Below are 20660 nucleotides of genomic sequence, written 5' to 3'. Positions count from 1 at the left end.
CTGTCCTACAGCCCCTCTAGCCTGACGGCATGACCTCCAGCGAAACCCCCGTCAGCAGCTCAGCACCGGTGGCCGACCGCCGCCGCTGGTTCGCGCTGGCGATCGTGATGACCGCGGCCTTCATGGACCTGGTGGACGTCACGATCGTCAACATCGCCATACCCTCCATCCAGGAGGACGCCGGCGCCTCCTTCAGCCAGATCCAGTGGATCACCGCCGGTTACGCCCTCGCCTTCGCGGCCGGGCTGATCACCGGCGGCCGGCTCGGTGACATCCACGGCCGCAAGCGGCTGTTCCTCGTCGGCATCGGCGGCTTCACCCTGGCCTCCGCCCTGTGCGGCTTCGCGGTGAACCCGGAGATGCTGGTCGCCTCGCGCATCCTCCAGGGCGCCATGGCGGCGCTGATGGTCCCGCAGGTCCTGTCGATCGTGCACGCCACCTTCCCGGCCCGCGAACGCGGCAAGGTCTTCGGTCTGTTCGGCGCGATCGTCGGCCTGGGCGCGGTCTCCGGTCCGCTGCTGGGCGCGCTGCTGACGGAGTGGAACCTGTTCGGTCTCGAATGGCGGCCGATCTTCCTGATCAACCTCCCGGTCGGCGTGGTGGCCCTGCTGCTGGGCAGCCGCTTCATCTCCGAGTCCAAGGCCCCGCGCGCGCTCAAGCTGGACCTGGTCGGCGTCGCCCTGGTCACCCTCGGTCTCCTGATGCTGCTCTACCCGCTGACCCGGGGCCGCGAGCTGGGCTGGCCGCTGTGGGGGTACCTGTCGATGGCGGGCGCGCTGGTGGTCTTCGGGGTGCTGGTGGCGTACGAGCGGCGCAAGGCGGCGCGGGACGGCTCCCCGCTGGTCGAACTGTCGCTGTTCCGGGTGAAGAGCTTCGCGGCGGGCATCGCGGTGCAGACCGTCTTCGGTGTCGCGCTGGGCGTGTTCTTCCTGGTCTGGACGCTGTACATGCAGATCGGCCTGGGCTGGAGCCCGCTGCGCGCCGGACTGACCGGGGTGCCGTTCTCCGTGGCGGTGTCGGTGGCGGCCGGGATGTCCGTGCAGAAGCTGGTGCCGCGCTTCGGCCGCAAGGTGCTCCAGGCGGGTGCCCTGCTCATGGTGGCCGGTGTCCTGCTCTACGTCGCCGAGTCCGACCGGTACGGCCTGCGCATCACCTCCTGGCAGATGGCGCTCCCGCTCGTCGTCATGGGCGTGGGCATGGGGCTGATCGTCGCGCCGCTGACGGACGCGGTGCTCTCGGAGGTGCCGCGCGAGCACGCCGGGTCGGCGTCCGGGCTGATCAACACCGTGCAGCAGATGGGCAACGCGCTGGGGCTCGGTCTGGTCTCGGTCGTCTTCTTCGGGGTGATCGGCGACCGGCTGACGCCCGCCCAGGTGGGTCCGGCCTTCGTCGACGCCTTCCAGCACGCGCTGCTGTGGGTGGCCGGGGTGCTGGCCGTCATCTTCGTCCTGATGGCGGCCCTGCCCAAGCGGCCGGCCCAGCACACGGAGGACGCGGCCGAGGGGATGCCCGCCGCCGAGGCGCGGGAGCCGGAGCTCGTCGGCTGAGCGACCGCCGGACGAGCGGGAGGACGCGGGTCCGGGGCCCGGTACCGAAGGCGGTGCCGGGCCCTAGCCGTGCCCGGCCGGTGTACCACGGCGCATGCCCGATTGTGCCCGTATGCTTCCGTACCTGTTTACTTCCCTGCCTTCTCGGCGTAGCCTCCCGACTGAAACCACAGGTTCGGGCATCGGCCGGAGGCAAGCGGACATGTACGCAGCGGAGCGGCAGCAGGAGATCCTCCGGCTCGCCCGGGACGGCGGCCGGGTGGACGTCGTGTCGCTCGCCGAGGAGTTCCAGGTGACCGCGGAGACCATCCGCCGCGACCTGAAGACCCTCGGCCGGGCCGGACTGCTGCGCCGGGTGCACGGCGGCGCCCTCCCGGCCGGCCGCCTCGACTTCGAGCCCGACCTGACCGAGCGCGAGTCCACCGCCGCCGACGAGAAGGACCGCATCGCCAGGGCGGCCCTCGCCGAACTCCCCGCCGAGGGCACGGTGATCCTCGACGCCGGTACGACGGTGGCCCGCCTGGCCGCCGTCCTGCCCGCGGAGGCGGACCTCACCGTCGTCACCCACTCGCTGCCCATCGCCGCCCGCCTCGCCGACCACCCCGGCCTCCAGCTCCACCTCGTCGGCGGGCGCGTACGGCACCGCACACGCGCCGCCGTGGACGCCTGGGCGCTGCGGGCCTACGGCGAGATCCGCGCCGACGTGCTGTTCGTCGCCGCCAACGGCTTCTCCGCCGAGCACGGCCTGACCACCCCCGACCTCGCCGAGGCGGCGGTCAAGCGCGCGGCGATCGCCGCCGCCCGCCGGGTGGTGCTGCTCGCCGACTCCGCCAAACACGGCCAGGAGCACTTCGCCCGCTTCGGCGGCCTGGGCGAGGTGGACCTGCTGATCACGGACAGCGGGCTCAGCCCCGAGGACGCCGCCGCCATCGAGCGCGGCGGCACGGAAGTGGTACGCGCATGATCGTCACCGTCACCCCCAACCCGTCCCTCGACCGCACCTACGAGGTCCCCTCCCTCGACCGCGGCGAGGTCGTCCGGGCCACCGGCGAGCGGGTGGACCCGGGCGGCAAGGGCGTGAACGTCTCGCGTGCCGTCGCCGCCGCCGGACGGCGCACGGTCGCCGTACTGCCCCTGGGCGGCGCGCCGGGCGCACTCGTCGCCGATCTGCTCGACGCGCAGGGCATCGAGGTCGCCCCGGTCCCCGTCGCCGGGGCCACCCGCTCCAACATCGCCCTCGCCGAGGCGGACGGTGTCCTGACGAAGATCAACGCCCCGGGCCCGGAACTGACCGCCGCCGAGCAGGAAGCGCTGCTGGAGACCGTGCGGCGCCGCTCGCGCGGAGCCGACTGGATCGCCTGCTGCGGCAGCCTGCCGCGCGGCCTCGCCCCGTCCTGGTACGCCGATCTGGTCGCGCGGGCCCACGCCGCCGGTGTCCGCATCGCCCTGGACACCTCGGGGCCCGCGCTGCTCGCCGCGCTCCGGGAGGGTCCGGACGTCGTCAAGCCCAACGCCGAGGAGCTGGCGCAGGCCGCCGGGCGCCCGCTGGCCACCGTGGGCGACGCGGTGCGGGCGGCCGAGGAGCTGCGCGGCCTCGGCGCGCGCGCCGTCCTGGCGAGTCTGGGCGCCGACGGGCAGCTCCTCGTGGACGGCGCGGGCGTCTGGTTCGGCGCCGCGCGCGTCGACTCCGTACGCAGCAACGTCGGCGCCGGAGACTCCTCGCTGGCCGGTTTTCTCATCGCGGGCGGCACCGGAGGGCGGGCTCTGGCCTCGGCCGTCGCACACGGCGCGGCAGCCGTCCGGCTGCCCGGCAGCGTGATGCCCGGCCCGCACGACCTGGATCCGGCGGCGGTCGCGGTCACCACCGAGATCCCGGTGGACCGCCCCCTCACGGAGCCGGTCCCATGACCCTTGCCCTGTTCTCCCGCCCTGTCCCCGGCTGCGCCCCCGTCCCCGTCCCCGTCCCCGTCCCCGTCCCCGTGCCCACCCCCGCCCCCGCCCCCGTCCATTCCGTCGCTCGGACGGTACGCGTGCGAAGGAGCCCGCGATGAGTGATCTGATCACCGCGGACCTGGTCGACCTCGACCTGTCCGCCGACACGAAGGAGGCGGCGGCGCGCGCCCTCGCCGAACGGATGGCGGCCCGGGGCCGGGTGACCGACCTGGAGGGCTTCCTCGCCGACGTCGCCGCCCGCGAGGCGCAGATGCCGACCGGCCTCGACGGCGGCATCGGCATCCCGCACTGCCGCAGCGCGCACGTCACCGAGCCGACGCTCGCCTTCGGGCGCAGCGCGGCCGGGATCGACTTCGGCGCCCCGGACGGCCCCGCCGACCTGATCTTCCTGATCGCCGCTCCGGCGGGTGCCGACGACGCCCATCTGACCATCCTGTCCTCGCTGGCCCGGCAGTTGACGAACGCCGAGTTCACGGCCGCGCTGCGCTCGGCGGGCGACGCGGCGACGGCGGCGGCGCTGGTCCGCGGTGACCGGATGCCTGCGGAGGCGGCTGCCCAGACCGCTCAGGAACCGGAGGACACTGCCACTTCAGAGGCCCCGGCGTCCCCGGCGTCCGCCCCGGCCACCGTCCCGTTCCGGATCGTCGCCGTCACCTCCTGCCCCACCGGTATCGCGCACACCTACATGGCCGCCGAGTCGCTGGAGAACGCGGGCCGCGAGGCGGGCGTCGAGCTGGTCGTGGAGACGCAGGGCTCGGCCGGATTCACCCGGCTCGGCCCGGCCGTCGTCGCGGCGGCGGACGCGGTGATCTTCGCCCACGACGTCCCCGTACGCGACAAGGACCGCTTCGCGGGCAAGCCGACCGTCGACGTCGGCGTCAAGGCGGGCATCAACCGGCCCGCCGAACTGATCGCCGAGGCACGCGACAAGGCCGCGCGCGGCGAGGCGACCGCCGCGGCGGCACCCGGCACACCGGTCGAGCGGACCGGCGCGGCGGGCGAGGGCTACGGCACCAGGCTGCGCAAGTGGCTCATGTCCGGCGTCAGTTACATGGTCCCGTTCGTCGCGGCCGGCGGTCTGCTGATCGCGCTCGGCTTCGCGATCGGCGGCTACAAGATCAACAAGGCGCCCTCGGTCATGGACCACTTCGTGTGGACCCAGTCCGGCAGCTGGGCGGCGCTGCTGTTCCAGATCGGCGGCGTGGCCTTCGGCTTCCTCGTGCCGGTGCTGGCCGGATACATCGCCTACGGCATGGCCGACCGGCCCGGACTCGTCCCCGGCTTCGTCGGCGGCTCGATCGCCCTCACCATCAACGCCGGATTCCTGGGTGGTCTCGCGGCCGGTCTGATCTCCGGTGGCGTGGTGCTGGCGATCCAGCGGGTGCGCATCCCGGCGGCGCTGCGCGGCATCATGCCGGTGGTGGTGATCCCGCTGATCTCCTCGGCCGTCGTCGGGTTCCTGATGTTCGTGGTCATCGGCAAGCCCATCGCCTCCGCGCAGAAGGGGATGACCGACTGGCTCAACGAGCTGACCGGCACCAACGCCGTCCTGCTCGGCGCGCTGCTGGGCCTGATGATGTGCTTCGACCTCGGCGGCCCGGTCAACAAGGTCGCCTACACCTTCGCCACCGCCGGTATCGCGGTCTCCGATCCGAGCGACTCCGCGATGAAGATCATGGCCGCGGTGATGGCGGCGGGCATGGTGCCGCCGCTGTCGATGGCGCTGGCCACCACCGTGCGCGGCCGGCTCTTCACCCGCACCGAGCGCGAGAACGGCAAGGCCGCCTGGGTGCTGGGCGCCTCGTTCATCTCCGAAGGCGCCATCCCGTTCGCGGCGGCCGATCCGCTGCGCGTCATCCCCGCCTCGATGGTCGGCGGCGCGCTCACCGGCACCCTGTCCATGGCCTTCGGCGCCACGCTGCGCGCCCCGCACGGCGGCATCTTCGTGGTTCCGCTGATCGGCAACCCGTTCCTCTACCTGATCGCCGTCGCGGCCGGTGTCTGCGCGACGACGGCGCTGGTGATCGCGCTGAAGACGCTGCGCGGAGCCGCGCCGGGCGGCGGCCCGGGGCTCGAGGCGGACACCGGTGGCGAGGGCGGCGAGGGCGGCGAGGTCAGCACGGACGGCACGGGCGGTGCGGGCGGCACGGGCGGTGCGCAGGGGGCGCCGGCGCGGCCCGGACAGCCGGTGACGGCGGCCTGAGGGCCGTCGCACCGCCTCCCGCCCCACCACCCGCCTGCCCCTTTTGAACCTTTGGGGCGTGGTGAGTAGTTCACGTCACCTGCGAGATACGTCACGGTCCGGGGCTCATGCCCCGGACCGTGGTGTTCACTTGAAGGCATGCCTGAGCATGTCCCGTTCCTGGTCTGGTTCGGCGTGGTCCTGCCCGCCGTGCTGATCCTCGCCTGCGCCGTCGGCCTGGCCGGCTACCGCTTCGGCCTCCGGTTCGAGATCCGCCGCCGGCCGCAGCCGCCCGTGCTGCGCGCGCTGCCGTCCCAGCCGGGCTCCGGCTCCGGCCCGCACCGGGAGTACGTGGAGCTGACGCCGGCGGAGCGAGACGCCTTCGCCGGTCTGGTGCGCCGCCTCGGCGACGGCCGCTGACCGGAGCCTCGCGCGGCGTGCGAAGCCGGGTGTCCGAAGTCCGGCGCCCGGGGTAAGACGTCAGGTGCCCCGCTCAGGAGAGCTGCGCCGCCCGCCGCTCCATCGCGTCCCGGGCCGCGTCCTCCGTGGCGTACACCTCGCACATGTGTCGGCCGTCCGGCGTCGCCGTGTGCTCCACCTCCCAGAGGGAGACCTCCGCGCCGTCGCGCAGCAGGAACGCGTGCTCGTAGAGGGAGAATCCCAGCCCGGCGCGGCCCGCGCGGCAGGGGCGGCCGAAGGCCTGGGTGATCTGGTGCCCGGCCGCCGTCTCCAGCCGGGAGGCGGTCTCGGCGCCGGGCCGGTCCGCGTTCTCCGCGCGGCGCAGCAGGCGGCGCGCGTGGTCGGCGGCGTCGCCGGGGGCGTACGCGTGCCGGGTCTCGGGGATCGCGGAGAGCGGGACGAGCACCGGCAGTTCGAACTCCGGTGCGTCGGGCGGTAAGGGGAGCCGTCCGGTGGCCGTGCCCAGCTCCTCCTCGTCGAGATACACCTCGTGGTGCGCCTCGCCGCCCGGGGCGGTGTTGTGCACCAGCTCCCAGAGCGTGAGGGCCGAGCCGTCGGCGAGCAGCCAGGTGTGCCGGTACGTCTCGCGGTGCAGTCCCGCGCTGTGGTGCGCGGAGTGCAGCGAGCCGTCGTACGCCAGCGCGCAGTCCAGCCGGCGTATCGTCTCGTCCGGCAACTCGAAGGAGTTCAGCGCACGGCCGAGGAGTCGCGCGAGGTGCTCCTCCGGAGACTCGGGCGACGGGTGTGGTTCGTACGCGGTCGTCTCGTACGGAACGCTCAAGGCTTCTCCCGGCGTTGCTGCATGTCACCTGGTGGGTGCATACCGTAGCCCCTCGGCGGGACATCATGTCCGGGAACCGAGAAAACGTACGCCGGAAAAACGGCCGGGCCGCACGAGAAGTTCCCGCGCGGCCCGGCCGTACCGTCAGAATCCGCTGTTCAGCGGCCCCTTGTGGCGCAGGAGTGGTCAGCCGGCGCTGCCCGCGGTCCACTCGCTCCACGACATGTTCCAGCCGTTGAGGCCGTTGTCCGGGGCGACCGTCTTGTCGGGGGAGTGCTTCACGATCACGACGTCACCGACGAGCGAGCTGTCGTAGAACCACTTGGCCGGGGTGTCGCCCTGCGCGCCCCGCACGTCCTTCATGCCCACGCAGCCGTGGCTGGTCCCGCTCTGACCGAAGGGCGGATTGCCCGGGTTGTACCAGTAGTTGCCGTGGAGGAAGGTGCCGGACGTCGTCAGCCGCATCGCGTGCGGGACGTCCGGGATGTCGTACTCCCCGCCCAGGCCGACGGTCTGGCTGTTCATCCGGGTCTGGGTGAACTTCTCCGAGATCACCATCTGCCCGTTGTACGTCGTGTGCTCCGGGCTGCCCGTGGAGACCGGGATCGTCTTGACGGTCTGTCCGTCCCGGACCACCGTCATGGTCTGCGTGTTGACGTCCACCGTGGAGACCTGCGAACGCCCGACTGTGAAGCTCACGCTCTTCTTCTGCACGCCGAAGACGCCGTTCGCGCCCTGCACGCCGTCCAGGTCGATGTTCATCGTGACCTTGGAACCGGCCTTCCAGTACTCCTCGGGGCGGAAGTCGAGCCGCTGGGCGCCGAACCAGTGGCCGACGACCTGCTGACCGCTGCTGGAGGTCACCGTGATGTGCGACTGCACGGTCTTCTTGTCGGTGATCGCCTTGTCGAAGGTGAACGACACCGGCATGCCGACGCCCACCGTCGTGCCGTTGTCCGGCGTGTACGTGCCGATGAAGCTGTTCGACGTGGTGACGGTCGTGAAGATGGAGTTGGCGGCGGCCACCCGGCCGGCGGAGTCCCTGGCCGTGGCCGACAGCTGGTACTTGGTGCCGCGGTCCAGCTGCTCCTTCGGCTTCCAGGTGGCGCCGTCCGCCGAGATCGAACCCGGCACCTCCTTGCCCGAACCCGCGACGGTCATCTTCACGTCGGTCAGCTTTCCGTCGCTGACCTTCACCCCGGTCGCGTTGATCGACGCGCCGGTGGCCCCGTCCTTCGCCGAGATCGTGATCTTGGCCGTGGAGGTCTTGACGGTGTCCTTGCCGCCGCCCTTGCCGTCGTCGTTGGCCTTGGCGTCGCCGCCGCATCCGGTGAGGGTGAGGGTGCCGACCATCAGGGCGGCACAGGCCCCCAGTATGCGCCGCGCTGCTATGTCCGGCGTTGTCACGGGCTGCTCCAGGTCGTGTGAAGTGAGTGATTGGCTTGCGTGCGTGGAGAGAGAGTCGGCGGAGCCCCCGCGAGGTTCCCGCAGGTCGGCCGAAACGCCTTCACGTGACAGAACCGCGACAATCGAAAGCCCGTCGGCACACAAGGCCCGTCGGTCCCTCAGGTCCCCCCGGCTCCCTCCCCGTTCACCGCTGTCCGTACAACTCCCGGTAGGCCGGCCATGTTCCCCCCGGTCCGTCCACCGGTACGGCGGCGCGGACGGCGTTGACGATCGCGCGGGTCACGGTGTCCGCGCCCGCCGCCAGCACCTCGTTCAGGGCGAGCGGCCCGCCGGTGCCCAGACCGGCCTCCAGCGGCCGGGCCCCGGTGGCCAGGGCGAACACCGTGTCGCCGTCGTTGAGCAGATGCACCGGCCGAACGGCCCGCGCGATACCGTCGTGTGCCGTGCCCGCGAGCTTCTGCGCCTGGGCCTTGGACAGCTCCGCGTCGGTCGCGACCACCGCGAGCGTGGTGTTCAGCGGCGGCGGCGCGTTGCGCGCGGCGGCCCGAGCGATCCGGCGGCGCGCGTCCTCGTGCACCCGCGCCTCGGGATACACGGCCCGCCCCTGGAACAACTCCCCGTACAGCACCCCCGTCTCCGGATCCACCGCCGATCCGGCCGCGTTGGCCACCACGAGCGCCGCCACCGTGACGCCCGAGGCGAGCACCGTGCTCGCCGTGCCGACCCCGCCCTTGAGCGGGCCCACGGCCGCTCCCGTCCCCGCCCCCACGCATCCCTGGGGCACGGCCGCCCCCGGTCCGCTCGCGGCGGCGGCCTCCACCGCGGCCCGTCCGGTGGCCGCGTCCGGCCGGGCCCGGAAGTCGCCGCCCCGGCCCAGATCGAAGACACAGGCCGCGGGCACCACCGGCACGACGTGCGCCGGATCGGGGCCGACCCGCACCCCGCGCCCGCGCTCCTCCAGCCAGGCCATCACCCCGGAGGCGGCGTCGAGCCCGTACGCACTGCCGCCGGTCAGGACCACCGCCTCCACCGTCCGCACCAGGTTGCGCGGATCGAGCGCGTCGGTCTCCTTGGTGCCGGGCCCGCCGCCCCGCACGTCCACGGCGGCCACGGCACCGCCCTCCGGCGCCAGCACGACCGTCGTACCGGTGAGCCACCCGCCGCCGGTCCGGGTCGCATGCCCCACCCGCACCCCGGCGACATCCGTCAACGCGTCAACTGTCATGGCAGCCAGTCTCTCCCCGCCGCCCCGGCCCGCCTCGGCGGCCGACCGCCCTCACGCCTCCCGGCGCGTCGCCCCGCTCCCTCCGCTCGCCCCGCTCCCTCCGCCCGTGCCGCTCCCTCCGCTCGCCCCGCTTCCGGCATACATCCGCGCGGTCAGGGTGACTCCCGTCGCCACCGCGAGCGCCGAGACGACGCCCGCGGCGAACACCGCCCACTCGCCCAGGAAAGTGCAGCAGATCACCAGCAGGGCGGCCGTCGGCAGGACGAGCTGCTGGGCGATGCCCACCTTGAAGTGCCGGGCGTGCAGCGCCCAGACCGTGATCAGGTACAGCGCGGTCGGCAGGGTCACGGCGGCCGACGCCGCCAGGGTGGACAGCCGGCTCTTGCCGACGGCCTGCTCCACCGCCACCTCGAGACCCGCGCCGATCGCCGCCGCCGAGGCGAGGATCACGTAGTGGCCGTATCCCCACAGGAACGACTCGCGGTTGGAACGCAGATGGCCGTGGATCGGCACCACGAAGTAGATCCACCAGGCGGAGAAGACGATCAGGAGACCGCCCGCCGCGATCGGCAGCAGCTCGCCCAGCGCGAAGTCCTCGTCGGCGGCCGACTTCACCGCGACCGTGGCCGCCGCGACCGTCTCGCCCAGCACGATGATGGTGAACAGCCCGTACCGTTCGGCGATGTGGTGCGGATGCCAGGAGGTCGCGTACGCCCGCTCCGCGTACACCGGCACCGCCAGCTCCGCGACGACCATCACCAGGAACACCCACGGCCGGTCCGGCTCCGGCAGCAGGACCAGGCCCAGCCAGCCGACCTGGCACAGCAGCACGCCGGCCGCGTACCTCAGCGCCATGCGCCGCTCCGCGCCCCCGGCGTTGCGCGCCGCGCGCAGCCACTGGGTGGCCATCGCCACCCGCATGATCACGTAACCGAGCCAGACCAGGAAGAAGTCGTGCTCGGCGAAGGCCCGCGAGATGCCCGCCGCCAGCACCAGCACACCGGCGACCTGCACCAGGGTGACGAGCCGGTAGAGCACGTCGTCGTTGTCGTACGCCGAGGCGAACCAGGAGAAGTTCATCCAGGCCCACCAGATGGCGAAGAACGCCATCGCGTAGTTCAGGATGCCCTGCCCCGCGTGGCCCTCCGCCACCGCGTGGACCAGCTCCGCGCCCGCCTGCGCGATCGCCACGACGAAGCACAGGTCGATGAAGAGTTCGAGCGGTGAGGACACCCGGTGTGCCTCGTGGCGGCCGCGAGCGGTCAGCGGGCGCAGCGGCCGGGGGACGCGGGAGGGCTCCGCGGAGCCGGATCCCGGAGCGGAAGCGGAACTGGACGTCATGGTTCCCAGCACAGCAGAAAGCGGCCGGAAAATCCCGTGACGGGCGCCCCTGCCGGGGACCGTACCCTGGAGGCATGAGTAGCGCCCCCGAGCCGCGTGACCCGAAGACCGCGCTGATCTTCGACGACCCGCTGAGCCAGCAGTCCACGGACGACACCGACCGGGGCTGGGGCGAGCGCCCGGACGGCGACTCCGCCGCCGACCTCAAGCGCTTCCTCGACGAGAAGCCGCCGCACCACATCTGACCGCCCCGCCGCGCCCTGCTCCGGCGGCCCCGTCCGGCCGGGCCCGGCACGCTCCACAGGAGCGGTCCCGGTCCCGTACTTGGACGAGGCGGGCGGGACGGACGAGACGTGGGAGACGGGGGAGACGGGCGGCGCCGGTCAGGCGTCAGACCCGGCTGATCCGGTCGTGGTCGCCGCCGCGCTGCGAGACCAGCTCGTCGCGGATCTGCTTGAGCACCTGGAGCTCCGTGCTCTCGATGACCTCGGGAGCCTCCTCCTCGCTCTCCTTGCCCTTCTTCTGGCGGGCCAGGAACTTGGCCATGGGCAGGACCATGAGGAAGTAGACCACCGCCGCGGTGATCAGGAACTGGAGCGTGGCGCCCAGGACCGAGCCCCACATGATCTGGATGCCGTCGTCGCTCTTGCAACTGGAGCTGAGGCACGAGCTGTAGTGGTCGAGGTTCTTGGTGCCGATCGCCCCGACGACCGGGTTGATCACGCCCTTCACCACCGAGTTGACGATATTGCTGAAGGCGGCGCCGACGACCACCGCGACTGCCAGATCGACGACGTTCCCGCGCATCAGGAAGGCTTTGAAGCCCTGCCAGACGCTCGGGTCCTTCTTCGTACTCACCTCGGGACACTCCTCGGGCATACAGGTTGTAGAACAAACAGCTCAGCAACCTAAGCCTCACCACGGGGTCACCGCCAATCGGGCCGACGCGCTCGCCCCGGCGAGCCGGGCCGCCGTGGAGGGCGGCACGGCCAGCGTGACCAGGGCGTCCTCCTCGCCGCTCGGCCCGCCTGCCAGCGCGGAACGGCCCTCGTCGGTGTTCGCCGTCGAACCGATGTGCGCGCTCGCGCCGGGGTCGGCGCCGGCCGGCCGCGGGACTTTTCTCACGCGCGCCCCGCGCGCGATCATCCGGGTCCGGCCGCCCGCCGCCGGGTCCGCCACGGCGAACACGTCCACCCGGTCGCCGGGGCGCAGCAGCCTGACCGTCGCGGCGTCGGCGATGCGCACGGGGACGGCCATCGTCCGGGCGGCGGGGCGGAGGGCCGGGCCGCGGGAGAGACCGGCGGCCGCCCCCTGCGGCTGTCCGCGGGCGGGAGCGCCGCGCGGGGGCTCCGCTGCCAGCCGCGGGCCCGCCGTGACCAGCGCGGCGGCCGTCACCGCCAGCCCGGCCGCCACGGCGCGCCTGCGGTGCCGCAGCAGCCGGTGCAGCCTGTACTGCCCGCCCCGGACCCGGACGGGCGCGAAGTGCGGCACCTCGCAGGGCGCCGGGGTGTCCACGCCCGGGACCGGGCCCGGCCTGCGCGGTTCGGGCGGATACGGGGAGAACGGACCGCCGCCGGACTCATGGGGGAAGGAAGAGGGGCCTGCGGCCGGACGCGGGGACGACAGGGACATGGGAGCCACCACCTGTGCTCGGGGACCGGTGCGGGACCGGCTTGCGATGCCACGATGCGGCTTCGCGCCGAACGCCGCCGGCGCCCGTGGGCTACCGACTGGTTGTGGACAACCCCGTCACCCGAAGGAGAGCCTCCGCCGACCGGGCGTCCCCACTCGTCCGACCCGACCCGACCCGACCCGGCCCGCCCAGCCCAGCCGTCCCGGCCCACTCAGCCGTCCCGGCCCGCCCGGACGCCCGTCCTGCCCGGACGCCCGTCCTGCCCCGCCCAGAGCCCGTCCTGACCCCTCCGATTCGCTCCCTCCGATTCGCTCCCTCCCGAGCAGAGCAGCCCGCACCCACCCCCCGCGGCGCCGCCTACGGCAGCGTGAAGCCCGGATCCATCCCGCCCAGCGCGCTCGCGCACAGGCAGTTCCGCTCCGCGTCGGCGGGCAGCGCGGCCACCGCGTCGAACAGCACCCCGCGCAGCCGCTCCACATTGGCGGCGAACACCCGCAGCACCTCCTCGTGGGAGACGCCCTCGCCGCTCTCCGCGCCCGCGTCGAGATCGGTGACCAGGGTCAGCGAGGTGTAGCAGAGCTCCAGCTCACGGGCGAGCGCCGCCTCGGGATGACCGGTCATGCCTACCACCGACCAGCCCTGCGCCTGGTGCCACAGGGATTCGGCGCGGGTGGAGAAACGCGGCCCCTGCACCACGACGAGGGTGCCGCCGTCCACGGCGGCCCAGTCGCGCCCGTGCGCGGCCTTCAGCGCGGCGGCCCGCCCGGTGGGGCAGTAGGGGTCGGCCAGGGAGACGTGCACCACGCCCGGCACCGTGCCGTCGGGCAGCGGCAGCCCGTCGAAGTAGGTCTGCTCCCGGGACTTCGTCCGGTCCACGAACTGGTCCGGCACCAGCAGGGTGCCCGGCCCGTACTCCGGGCGCAGACCGCCGACCGCGCACGGGCCGAGCACCTGGCGCACTCCCACGGAGCGCAGCGCCCACAGGTTGGCCCGGTAGTTGATGCGGTGCGGCGGGAGGTGGTGGCCGCGGCCGTGCCGGGGCAGGAAGGCGACCCGGCGGCCGGCGACCTCCCCGAGGAACAGGGAGTCGCTGGGTGACCCGTACGGCGTGTCGACCTGGACCTCGGTCACGTCGTCCAGGAACGAGTAGAAGCCGGACCCGCCGATGACACCGATCTCTGCGTTCGCCATGCACCGCACCCTAGGCCGTTTCCCCCGAATCATCCTTCCGATGGGGTGAAGACGGCCGTGACCCCGTACGCGAGGACACCCCCACTTCGCCCCACGGACGCCCCCCCACGGACGCCCCCCCCACGGACTCCCCTCAGCGGCGCCCCGCCTCACCGACGCCCCCCAACCGTCACACTGGCCCGCCTCAGCTGTCATCCCAGCGACGGATGGATCAGCCGCCCCTGATGGATGAGCGAGGCGGACTGCTTGAGCCGGTTCACCCGCACACTGATCTCGTAGCCGCGGATCCCCTCCACGCGGGCCAGGCGGTCGGTGAGATAGCGGTAGAAGCCGGGGGCGTCCCGGCAGATGACCACGGCCATCACGTTGTACCGGCCGCTGATCGCGGCGGCGAACGCGCACTCGTTGTGTCCGCCGATCTCCTCGCCGACCTGGTGCAGCCGCTCCAGGTCGACCTGGAGCCACAGGGTGGCGTTGAGCCGGTAGCCGAGGCGCTCGGGCAGGGTGTCGACGTCGTAGGTGAGGGAGCCGGCCGCCTCCAGGACCTCCAGGCGCCGGGCGACCCGGGGCTTGGACCAGCCGGTGACCTCGGCCAGGTGGGTGTGGGTGGCCCGGCCGTCCTCGGCCAGCGCGCGCAGCAGCGGCAGGTCCTGTTCGCCCGGCGGCGGCGACGAGAGTGCCGGGACGGGCCGTCCGGCGGTCAGCCGCCGCACCTGCTCGGGGGTGAGCGAGGCGTCGGGGTCGGTCCAGGGCGCGGTGCCGGGGCCGCCGTAGACGTGTACGACCAGGTCGACGTCGACGTCCAGGACCGCGCCCGCCCGCGGCAGCTGGCGCAGCAGCAGGTCGTCGCGGTCGGTGCCGGCGGGGGAGCGGATGATGCAGATGATCTCCGAGCCGCCGGAGGCGATGCCGACGTACGCCACCTCGGACCGGCGGGCCAGTGAGTGGGCCAGCGGGCCCACCGCGTCCGGGCGGCAGCGCAGCCGGGCGATCCACTCCGCCTGGCCGCGGGCGTTCAGGTTGCCCAGCCCGACGACGCGCAGCATGCCGTCCCGCCGCAGAGCGGTGTAGCGGCGCGCCACGGTCTGCTCGGAGACGCCGATGACTTCCCCGAGCCGCCGGAACGACACCCGTGGCGCGCACTGCAGACCGTGGATGATTTTGTGGTCCAGATCGTCGGGCATGGAGGAATTCTGCCACCTGGAGGCGATAGGGCGGAGTTTAAGTGATGCCGGGAGGGATCGGCTGCGGGTTCCGGACGCTTCCGGGTGAAGCTGATCGGCGGCTCCACGGGCGGCTGCCGCCGGCCGTCGCTCCCGGGAGCGGGCGCTCGCCGGACGGCGGCGCTCCGAGAACGCGGGCCACGCCCCGCAGCAGCCGAAGGAACGACTCCGTGAACTCCGCAACGACGCCGGATCCCAGGGCCGGACGGGCCGCCACGCTCGTCGTGGCCTGCCTGGGTGTGTTCGTCGCCTATCTGCCCGTCACCACCGTGTCGGTGAGCCTGCCGGCGATCCAGCGCGCGCTGGGCGCGTCGACCTCCGAACTGTCCTGGGTGTCGGACGCGTTCGTGCTGCCGATGGCCGCGCTGATCCTGACCACCGGTGTCCTGGGCGACGTGTACGGCCGCAAGAAGGTCTTCCAGGCCGGCATGGCGTTCTGCGCGCTGGGTGCCGCGATCTCGCTGCTGTCCGGCTCGGTGCAGGCGCTGTGGGTCGGGCAGGCCGTCTCCGGCGTCGGTGCCGCCGCCCTGCTGCCCACCACGCTCGCGCTGATCAGCCACGCCGTGCCCGACCACCGCGAGCGGGGCAGGTTCATCGGTTTCTGGGCGATGAGCCTGACGGCCCCGCTCGCCGTCGGCCCGCTGATCGCCGGGGCCCTGCTGGAGCACGCCGCCTGGCGCTGGATCTTCCTGCTGCCGATACCGGTCTCCGCGGTCCTGCTGGCCGTCGCCGCGTTCCGGCTGCCCGACTCGCGCGCCCCGCACGGCCGCCGGCTCGACTGGCCCGGCCAGATCACCGCCGCCGTCGCCGTCACCGCGCTGGTCTACGGCGTCATCGAGGGCGGCGCGGGCGGCTTCGGCGAACCCGCCGTGATCACCGCCCTGGCACTCGGCGCGGTCGCCGCCGTGGCCTTCGTCCTGGTGGAACTGCGCAGCCCCAGCCCGATGCTGGACCCGGCGCTGTTCCGCAGCCCCGCGTTCACCGCCACCGCGCTGGTCGCCATGGTCAGCTTCCTCGGCCTGATCGGCTTCTTCTTCGTGCTCAGCCTGTACTTCGGCCTGGTCCAGCACCTGAGCACCATGCAGGCGGCACTGCGGCTGGTGCTGGTGTCCGGCACCTCGCTGGTGGCCGGTCTCCCCGTCGGACGGCTGATGCACCGGATCTCGCCGCGGGTGCTGATCACCTCCGGGCTGGTGCTGATCGCCGCCGCGCTGCTCGCCATGACCGGCGTCGACGCCGGTACCTCCTACGCGTCGCTGGCCTGGCGGCTGGTGCTGCTCGGTCTCGGCATGGGCGCAGTGCTCACCCCGATGACCGCCTCCGCGGTCTCCGCCGTCCCCTTCCACCTGGCCGGGATGGCCGCTGCCGGCAACAACGCGATCCGCCAGGTCGGCGGCGCGCTCGGTCCCGCCGTCCTCGGCGCGCTGCTCACCACCCGTGCGCTGAACGCCCTGCCCGAGCGGCTCGCGGACGCCGGTGTCCCGGCCGGGACCGGCGCACGTGTCGTGGACGCCGCGCGCGAACACGGCCTGGGCGCCGTCGCCGGACTCGACCTCGGCCCCGCCACCGGTCAGGCGCTGACCGCGCTGGGCAGCTCCTTCCTGGACGGCATGCGGCTGTGCCTGCTGGTCTCCGCCGGCCTCGCCCTGCTGGCCGCGCTGGCCTGCGCTCTGCTGCTGAAGAGCCCGTCGGGCGCGGGGCCGGGCACGGCGGGCCAGGGCCAGGGGAAGCCGGTGCGGGAAGCGGAGCGGGCCGCGGTCTAGGCCGTTGGCCGTTGCCCTCAGGGGGAGAGGGCCCGCGGCATCCAGGACGCCCGGGACGGGCGCGAGCGGCCGTTGCCCTCAGAGGGAGAGGGCCCGCGGGAGCTCAGCGGGGAGGTGGCCCGTAGGGCAGGGCCCCCGGGAGGGGCCTCACCAGCCCAGCCCGCACCCGCCGCGGGCACGCCTAAGTCCCCGCTGTCGTACGACGGCGGGGACTTAGGCGAAAGCGATGTCAGGCGGCGGAGCTGCCGGCCGAACTCGTGGCCGAGGACGACGAAGACGACGAGGACGACGACGATCCGGAACCGGACGACGACGATCCGGACGACGACGCCGACGAGGACGAACCCGCATCGGACGACGACGCCGAGGAGCCGCCCGCCGACTTCGACGACGCCGGGCTGCTGCTCGACGAGGAGCCGCGGCTGTCGTTGCGGTAGAAGCCGGATCCCTTGAAGACAATGCCGACCGCGGAGAACACCTTCTTCAGGCGGCCACTGCAGGTGGGGCACTCGGTGAGCGCGTCGTCGGTGAACTTCTGCACCGCCTCGAGGCCCTCGCCGCACTCGGTGCACTGGTACTGATAGGTGGGCACTGTCTTCCTCCTGGCACTCTCACTCGATGAGTGCTAACGACGGTCCATAGTGACGTATTCCCCGGGATCAGTCCACTGCGACAGGTGCGCGGTGACCGACGCCACGTGCCACCGTGCGGCTGTCGGACCGGGTGGCGAGCCGTGACCGCAGGGTGAGCAGGGTCAGCAGCGCCAGCACGGTACCGGCCATCGGGACCAGGAAGCCGGCGCCGCCCCACAGGTGGTCCTCCAGCTGTCCGGCCACGGTGACGGCGGCGGCCTGGCCGAGCGCGACCGCGCCGGTGAGCCAGGTGAACGCCTCGGTCCGGGCACCCGCCGGGACCAGGCCCTCCACCAGCGTGTAGCCGGTGATCAGCGCGGGCGCGATGCACATGCCGACCAGCAGGCCGAGCGCGGCGAGCAGCAGCACCGAGTGCGCGGTCCACAGCGCGGACGCGGCCACCGCCAGCGCGGCGTAGCCGATGACCAGGCGGCGCTGCGGGGCGACCTTCCAGGCGATGGCGCCGCAGACGATGCCGGAGAGCATGTTGCCGGCGGCGAACGTCCCGTACAGGACGCCGTTCAGGCCCGGCTCGCCGATCGACTCGGTGAACGCGGCCAGCGAGACCTGCATACCGCCGAAGACGGAGCCGATGCCCAGGAAGGTCACGGCCAGTACGCGCACACCGGGCACGCGCAGGGCCGGGACGTGCTCCACGCGCGCGTGCCCGCGGCCGGAGACGGACGGCTGGGTGCGCTTCTGCGCGGCGAACAGCAGGCCGCCGACCAGGGTCAGCGCGGACTCCGTGAGCAGACCGGCCGCCGGGGTGACGGCCGTGCACAGGGCGGTGGCGAGCAGCGGGCCGAAGACGAAGGTCAGTTCGTCGGTGACCGACTCGAAGGCCGCCGCGGTGGTCATCAGCGGTGAGCCCTTGAGGGTGACGCCCCAGCGGGCGCGCACCATGGGGCCGACCTGGGGCACCGAGGCGCCGGTCGGCACGGCCGCGACGAAGAGCGCCCACAGCGGGGCGTGCGCGAGTGCGAGCGCCGTCAGGGTGAGCCCGGCGGCGGCGTGCACCAGGACGCCGGGCAGCAGGACGGCGCGCTGTCCGTAGCGGTCGGCGAGCCGTCCGCTGTAGGGCGCGAACACGGCCATGGAGACGCCGGTGACGGCCGCGGTGGCGCCCGCGGCGCCGTAGGAGCCGGTGGTGTGCTGCACCAGCAGCACGATGGAGATGGTGAGCATCGCGAACGGCTGGCGTGCCGCGAAGCCGGGGAGCAGGAACGTCCAGGCGCCGCGGGTACGCAGCAGTTGCCCGTATCCGGGGCGGGAGGATGCCGGCGAGGTCTTCGCGGGGTCGGTGGTGGTGACCGCGGATCCCACGGCCCGTGCCTTTCTGCCGCCTGGTAGCGCGGGCCCTCGGGTACGGGCGCGCCGAGAGCTGTCCTCTTGCGCGGACTGCGGTAGATGCCGGCGCCCGCGGAGAGGGGGCGTCCCGACCGCCATACGGTCGCGCCAGCTCTGCGTCAGGCAGAGTTGGTTCGATCAGGGTGCGCCTTCATCGTACAGGGCGCGGGGCCGCCGCCCCTGTGAAAACGAGCACCACGGGCGGTTCGCCCCCACCTTCGAAACCCCGGGCCCGCGCGGCGCGGACCCCGTACGGCACAGGCCCGCGAACGCGCCGGGCGGGAGTCACCCGGGCCCGCTCGCCCCCGCCCCGTTGGCGCCCAGCCAGCTCGCCAGCTTGCCGCCCCGGCCGACCGCGCGCAGGCGGCGCTCCGCGGCCTCGCGGACCGGGTCGGTGGCGACGACGAGGAGTTCGTCGCCGCGCCTGAGGACGGTCGTCGGCAGCGGGACAAACGATTTTCCGTCGCGGACGACCAGGGTGACCGCGGATCCGGCGGGCAGTCGCAGCTCGGCCACCTCCACGCCGTGCATCCGCGACCCCTCGGGGATGGCGACGGACAGCAGGTGGCCGCGCAGCCGCTCCAGGGGTGCCGACTCGATGCCGAGGTCGGCGGCCTCCTCCCCGCCGCCCAGCCGGAGCTTGCGGGCCAGCCAGGGCAGCGTCGGGCCCTGCACCAGGGTGTAGACGACGACGAGCACGAAGACGATGTTGAAGATGCGTCCGCTGGCGTCGACGCCGTTCACCATGGGGATGGTGGCCAGGATGATGGGGACGGCGCCGCGCAGCCCGGCCCACGACATCAGGGCCTGCTCGGACCAGGGCACCCGGAAGGGCAGCAGGCTGACCAGCACGCTCAGCGGCCGCGCGACCATGGTCAGGACCAGGCCGATCAGCAGGGCGGGCACGAAGTCGTCGACCAGTTCGTGCGGGGTGACCAGCAGGCCGAGCAGGACGAACATGCCGATCTGGGCGATCCAGCCGAGCCCCTCGGCGAAGCCGCGGGTGGCGGGCCAGTGCGGCAGCTTGGCGTTGCCGAGGACCATCGACGCCAGATAGACGGCCAGGAAGCCGCTGCCGTGGGCCAGCGCTCCGGCGGCGTAGGCGGTGACCGCGATCGCCATCACGGCGATGGGGTAGAGGCCGGAGGCCGGCAGGGCGACGTGCTTGAGGCCCCAGGAGCCGAGCCAGCCCACCGCGAGGCCGATGGCCGCGCCGATGGCCAGCTCCAGCGCTATCTCGCCCAGCAGCACGTACCAGTGCTCCACCGGGCCCGCCGCGGAGAAGGCGACGACCAGGATGACCACCGGGGCGTCGTTGAAGCCGGACTCGGCCTCCAGCGTGCCCGTCACGCGCGCGGGCAGGGGGATGCGGCGCAGCACGGAGAAGACGGCCGCCGCGTCGGTGGAGGAGACCACCGCGCCGATGATGAGGGCCTGGCGCCATTCCAGGCCGGTCAGGTAATGGGCGCCGGCCGCCGTGACGCCGACACTGACCGCGACCCCGAGCAGCGCCAGCACGGAGGCGGACGGCAGAACCGGCCGGATCTCCTTCCACTTCGTACCGAGCCCGCCCTCGGCGAGGATCACCACGAGGGCCGCGTAGCCGATGACCTGGGTCATCTCGGCGTTGCTGAAGTGGATGTGGCCGAGGCCGTCCGCACCCATGACGATGCCGATCCCCAGGTACACGAGCAGGCTGGGGAGCCCGCTGCGGGAGGAGATCCGCACCGCCGCGACCGCGACGAGCAGGACGAGGGAGCAGGCGAGCAGGAGCTGGTTGAGGTGGTGGACAGTCAGTGGCGGTTCCTTCCCCGAGTTCTCGGCATTCTCCGGCGTCGCCGTTCTCGGGCTCCACCAGTTACTTCGTTACCTTACCTAACTCTTGACGCTTTCTTGACGCCTTCGCGGCGGTGATCGAACGCCCGTGCGCGCCGGGATGCGACTCCGCGTCAAGGGCCACCGGGCCCTGCGCCTAT

Annotated in this window: 18 protein-coding genes; 7 read left to right on the top strand and 11 right to left on the bottom strand. The window is 73.1% G+C overall.

The window, feature by feature from the left end:
- Window positions 1-29 precede the first annotated feature (29 nt).
- From A8713_RS13135 to A8713_RS13115, 5 genes are all read left to right on the top strand, one after another.
- Window positions 30-1547 carry an MFS transporter gene (locus A8713_RS13135; RefSeq protein WP_064533672.1) on the top strand — a complete coding sequence of 506 codons (1518 nt, stop codon included), beginning with the start codon at window positions 30-32 and terminating at the stop codon, window positions 1545-1547.
- A gap of 202 nt (window positions 1548-1749) precedes the next feature.
- Window positions 1750-2511: a DeoR/GlpR family DNA-binding transcription regulator gene (locus A8713_RS13130; RefSeq protein WP_064533671.1), complete on the top strand. Its 762-nt coding sequence runs from the start codon at window positions 1750-1752 to the stop codon at window positions 2509-2511.
- Window positions 2508-3455: a 1-phosphofructokinase gene (pfkB, locus tag A8713_RS13125; protein WP_064533670.1), complete on the top strand. Its 948-nt coding sequence runs from the start codon at window positions 2508-2510 to the stop codon at window positions 3453-3455. The genes A8713_RS13130 and pfkB overlap by 4 nt, the downstream gene beginning before the upstream one ends.
- 139 nt (window positions 3456-3594) lie before the next feature.
- Window positions 3595-5703, top strand: coding sequence for a PTS fructose transporter subunit IIABC (locus A8713_RS13120; RefSeq protein WP_064533669.1), 2109 nt, complete (start codon window positions 3595-3597; stop codon window positions 5701-5703).
- A 138-nt stretch (window positions 5704-5841) separates the two neighbouring features.
- Window positions 5842-6102, top strand: coding sequence for a hypothetical protein (locus tag A8713_RS13115; RefSeq protein ID WP_064533668.1), 261 nt, complete (start codon window positions 5842-5844; stop codon window positions 6100-6102).
- 73 nt (window positions 6103-6175) lie between these two features.
- Here the strand turns inward: A8713_RS13115 and A8713_RS13110 are convergent, their stop codons facing one another.
- The 4 genes from A8713_RS13110 to A8713_RS13095 form a co-directional block, all read right to left on the bottom strand.
- On the bottom strand, window positions 6176-6922 hold the full coding sequence (locus A8713_RS13110) for a DUF6227 family protein (RefSeq protein WP_064533667.1): 747 nt from the start codon (window positions 6920-6922) through the stop codon (window positions 6176-6178).
- A 186-nt stretch (window positions 6923-7108) separates the two neighbouring features.
- On the bottom strand, window positions 7109-8329 hold the full coding sequence (locus A8713_RS13105) for a L,D-transpeptidase (protein ID WP_079158946.1): 1221 nt from the start codon (window positions 8327-8329) through the stop codon (window positions 7109-7111).
- A gap of 184 nt (window positions 8330-8513) precedes the next feature.
- A complete protein-coding gene (locus A8713_RS13100) occupies window positions 8514-9554 on the bottom strand; it encodes a P1 family peptidase (protein ID WP_064533665.1) in 1041 nt (346 codons plus the stop codon).
- A 51-nt stretch (window positions 9555-9605) separates the two neighbouring features.
- On the bottom strand, window positions 9606-10895 hold the full coding sequence (locus A8713_RS13095; protein ID WP_064533664.1) for a low temperature requirement protein A: 1290 nt from the start codon (window positions 10893-10895) through the stop codon (window positions 9606-9608).
- A 74-nt stretch (window positions 10896-10969) separates the two neighbouring features.
- On the opposite strand from A8713_RS13095, the gene A8713_RS33805 reads away from it, so the two are divergent.
- A complete protein-coding gene (locus A8713_RS33805) occupies window positions 10970-11140 on the top strand; it encodes a hypothetical protein (RefSeq protein ID WP_173860840.1) in 171 nt (56 codons plus the stop codon).
- Window positions 11141-11285: 145 nt separating this feature from the next.
- On the opposite strand, the gene mscL is transcribed toward A8713_RS33805, so the two are convergent.
- The 4 genes from mscL to A8713_RS13075 form a co-directional block, all read right to left on the bottom strand.
- Window positions 11286-11753 (bottom strand): large conductance mechanosensitive channel protein MscL, encoded by a 468-nt coding sequence (mscL, locus tag A8713_RS13090; protein ID WP_173860839.1) that lies wholly within the window; start codon window positions 11751-11753, stop codon window positions 11286-11288.
- A gap of 57 nt (window positions 11754-11810) precedes the next feature.
- Complete coding sequence (locus A8713_RS13085; RefSeq protein WP_079158945.1) at window positions 11811-12527, bottom strand: RcpC/CpaB family pilus assembly protein; 717 nt, start codon at window positions 12525-12527, stop codon at window positions 11811-11813.
- A gap of 358 nt (window positions 12528-12885) precedes the next feature.
- Complete coding sequence (locus A8713_RS13080; protein WP_064533662.1) at window positions 12886-13719, bottom strand: S-methyl-5'-thioadenosine phosphorylase; 834 nt, start codon at window positions 13717-13719, stop codon at window positions 12886-12888.
- A 191-nt stretch (window positions 13720-13910) separates the two neighbouring features.
- A complete protein-coding gene (locus A8713_RS13075) occupies window positions 13911-14903 on the bottom strand; it encodes an Lrp/AsnC family transcriptional regulator (protein WP_064533661.1) in 993 nt (330 codons plus the stop codon).
- 209 nt (window positions 14904-15112) lie between these two features.
- Here A8713_RS13075 and A8713_RS13070 point away from each other — a divergent pair, with 209 nt between their 5' ends.
- Window positions 15113-16705, top strand: a complete 1593-nt coding sequence (locus tag A8713_RS13070) for an MFS transporter (RefSeq protein ID WP_173860837.1) — start codon at window positions 15113-15115, stop codon at window positions 16703-16705.
- Between the two features lie 229 nt (window positions 16706-16934).
- Here A8713_RS13070 and A8713_RS32185 read toward each other — a convergent pair whose 3' ends face one another.
- From A8713_RS32185 to A8713_RS13055, 3 genes are all read right to left on the bottom strand, one after another.
- The gene (locus A8713_RS32185) at window positions 16935-17297 is read right to left on the bottom strand and encodes an FmdB family zinc ribbon protein (RefSeq protein ID WP_079158944.1); all 363 of its coding nucleotides are present in this window, start codon (window positions 17295-17297) and stop codon (window positions 16935-16937) included.
- Between the two features lie 67 nt (window positions 17298-17364).
- Entirely contained in the window at window positions 17365-18660 is a 1296-nt protein-coding gene (locus A8713_RS13060) for an MFS transporter (RefSeq protein ID WP_064533659.1), read from the bottom strand.
- A 309-nt stretch (window positions 18661-18969) separates the two neighbouring features.
- Window positions 18970-20481, bottom strand: coding sequence for a potassium/proton antiporter (locus A8713_RS13055; protein WP_079158943.1), 1512 nt, complete (start codon window positions 20479-20481; stop codon window positions 18970-18972).
- Between the last annotated feature and the right edge of the window lie 179 nt (window positions 20482-20660).

It is taken from the genome of Streptomyces sp. SAT1, assembly GCF_001654495.1.
Lineage (GTDB): Bacteria > Actinomycetota > Actinomycetes > Streptomycetales > Streptomycetaceae > Streptomyces > Streptomyces andamanensis.
Note: the sequence above shows the minus strand (reverse complement) of the source record. Positions and strands in the feature narration are given on the sequence as shown.